We start from the raw sequence: 1,022 nt of genomic DNA, 5'->3' as shown, positions 1-1,022 counted from the left end.
CTGGACCCACAGCGCCGCGCGCGAGCACCTGACGGGACTCGGCCTCGCACCGGGGGAGTCGTGGGCCGTCCGAGAACTCACGCGCGACGATTTCGAACGACTGGCCGACGAGATCGCCGTTTTTGCGGTCGAGGGCGAGGACGGCCTCGCGGGAACGGCCTACCGATCGCGAACGGACGACCGCCCAGTCGAGAGCGACGGCTCGGACGGCTCGAGCGATGCAGACCCCACCACCGAGACGTGGGCCGAATACGGCGTCGGCGCGTGGGAGAATATCGACGCCGCGCGATCGCTGTTCGCCGCAATTGCCCGCGACGCCGCCGACTGCGGTGCCGACGAGACGCGCGTCCTCATCCCCGAAACCGCCCGGTTCGTCACGGACGCCGCCGCGACGGGAGTCGGTATCTCCGAGGAACCGGACTTCGTGTTGGGGATCGATCTGACGACCGACTGACCGGCGCGGTTGCCGGTAGTAGCCGCCGCTGTGGCGTCGCCAGCGACCTACCCGCCGCTGACCGGCGGGAACAGCGCTAATTCGTCGCCCTCTTCGAGGACCGTCTCCATCCCCTCCTCTTCGACCAGCACATTCGTCCCGTTGCGAAGCACGTTGATCTGCGATCGGAGCTCGCCGTCCTCGAGCACGCGGCCCTCGAGTTCGGGGGCGTCCGCGAGGAGTTCCTCGAGAGCGTCGCCCACGGTGTCGCCGGCGGCGGCGTCGACGGTCACGTGCTTGGAACCGGCCCGTTCGGCGAGGTCGGCGAACAGTTTCCACTCGGTAGGCATACCTGGCGCTATCGGTGCCGGCGGCAAGTAGCTACCGCTCTTGTGGCTGTTCCCGATCCCGTGGCCGTTCGAGCTCGTGATCGGCGTCCGACTCGCCGCTGGTATCGGAATTTTCACCGGGGTCGGGCGCGCCGCCTCCGTCTCGCGTTTCGGCCAGCGCCCGGTCGGTGACTCGCCGCAGCGCGTCCGGACGACCGAGAACGTAAGCCACGTCACCGGGCGCGAGTCGAACGTCGCCG

General features: G+C 69.2%; 1 protein-coding gene and 2 pseudogenes. 1 reads left to right on the top strand and 2 read right to left on the bottom strand.

The window, feature by feature from the left end:
- Nucleotides 1-454, top strand: a pseudogene (locus tag PGX04_RS03075) (GNAT family N-acetyltransferase); the annotation flags it as partial.
- 47 nt (nt 455-501) lie between these two features.
- Here PGX04_RS03075 and PGX04_RS03070 read toward each other — a convergent pair.
- Complete coding sequence (locus tag PGX04_RS03070; RefSeq protein ID WP_273737169.1) at nt 502-783, bottom strand: ubiquitin-like small modifier protein 1; 282 nt, start codon at nt 781-783, stop codon at nt 502-504.
- 31 nt (nt 784-814) lie between these two features.
- Nucleotides 815-1,022, bottom strand: a pseudogene (locus PGX04_RS03065) (hypothetical protein); the annotation flags it as partial.

The organism is Natrinema soli, assembly GCF_028618695.1.
Note: the sequence above shows the minus strand (reverse complement) of the source record. Positions and strands in the feature narration are given on the sequence as shown.

What these genes read in the sequence shown, in the direction of transcription:
- PGX04_RS03070 (WP_273737169.1), bottom strand. Translation starts at nt 783, where the DNA reads ATGCCTACCGAGTGGAAACTGTTCGCCGACCTCGCCGAACGGGCCGGT.